The sequence below is a fragment of the Rhodococcus sp. IEGM 1370 genome, from assembly GCF_033142325.1.
Taxonomy (GTDB): domain Bacteria; phylum Actinomycetota; class Actinomycetes; order Mycobacteriales; family Mycobacteriaceae; genus Rhodococcoides.
Genome location: NZ_JAWLRY010000063.1, coordinates 1 through 1,340, shown reverse-complemented (window position 1 = coordinate 1,340; position 1,340 = coordinate 1). Strand labels below are relative to the sequence as shown.

1 protein-coding gene and 1 pseudogene are annotated in these 1,340 nt (G+C 60.9%); one reads left to right on the top strand and one right to left on the bottom strand.

Features of this window, described 5'->3' with window-relative positions:
• Positions 1 to 211 precede the first annotated feature (211 nt).
• A complete protein-coding gene (locus tag R4P47_RS24995; RefSeq protein ID WP_008720432.1) occupies positions 212 to 877 on the bottom strand; it encodes a peroxiredoxin in 666 nt (221 codons plus the stop codon).
• Positions 878 to 1,177: 300 nt separating this feature from the next.
• Here R4P47_RS24995 and R4P47_RS25185 point away from each other — a divergent pair.
• Positions 1,178 to 1,312 (top strand): annotated as a pseudogene (locus R4P47_RS25185) (metal-sensing transcriptional repressor); the annotation flags it as partial.
• Between the last annotated feature and the right edge of the window lie 28 nt (positions 1,313 to 1,340).

Here is a 1,340-nt window from a genome sequence, read left to right as displayed (position 1 = left end):
GTCGGATACGACCCCGCGCAGCGGTGGGTGCTCGTGTTCGCGGTCACGATGATGACCGGACTACTGGTGTCCCTGGTGATATTCGGCCCACCGCGACCCCTATGAGAACGAGCACCGTCAGCAATCTCGACCGACACCTCCGACCGCCAAGTGGCTCGAACCAGGTCTCCGTCAGATCCAGGACGGTTCAGCATGCCCGTGGGCGTCGCCCTCAGCCTTGGGTGGGGTCGGCAACGATGCGCAAGTAGGGGCGAGGGGCAGTCCAGCCATCCGGATAGATCTTTTTAGCATCCTCGTCGCTGACCGAGCCGGCAATGATCACGTCGCCACCTCTATTCCACTGGGCGGGGGTGGCCACCTTGTGCGCGGCAGTGAGTTGTAGCGAGTCGATTACACGCAGCACCTCGTCGAAGTTGCGGCCGGTGGTCATCGGGTAAATGAGCACCAACTTGATCGTCTTATCGGGGCCGATGACGAAGACATTGCGCAGCGTCGCCATCTCGGCCGGAGTGTGACTGGTCGGGTCGCCGGCGATTTCGGCGGGTAGCATCCCGTAGGCCTTCGAAATGGTGTAGTCGTTGTCGGAAATCATCGGATAGTTGGGCGCGGTACCTTGTGTTTCGGCGATGTCGTCGGCCCATGCGACGTGGTTGTCGAGTGGGTCGACTGACAACCCGATGATCTTGGTGTTGCGTTGGTCGAATTCGGGTTTGATCGTGGCCATGTAACCGAGTTCGGTCGTGCACACCGGCGTGAAATCGCGGGGGTGGGAGAACAGAACTGCCCAGCTTTCACCGATCCACTCGTGGAAGTTGATCGGACCCTGGGTGGTTTGGGCGTGGAAATCGGGGGCGGTGTCGCCAATGGTGAGTGTCATCAGTGGTTGTCCTTCCGGTGCGGTGGTGCGGTGGTGCCGACGATAGCGGTCGAGTCTTAAGTGAACCTGAGGTCGGCGGCGACGCGGTCTTCCGTATACCCCTACCGGTATAGCCCATCAATGGGCGACTACGACAGGTCACGGGTGGCCCCGACCCCTCGGTGCAACGATGACTGACCCGGCCTCTCCAGCCCATGGGCCGCGACATCCGCACCGAGGCCACCGTCCAGCTTCGGCCACCTCGACCACCCTTACCGCTAGGGGTAAACTGGAGTTTCATCGAACGAAGGACTGAACGACATGACTGGTGACACCGTAAGCATCGCATTGGTATTGAACCGTTTGCGGCGTGCGCAGGGTCAGCTCGCAGGAGTGATCTCGATGATCCGGACCTACTCGACGAAGCTGCCGACGGTGTCGACACCCGTTTCGAGGGTGCCAAACAGATCTTCCGCAGTCTGAA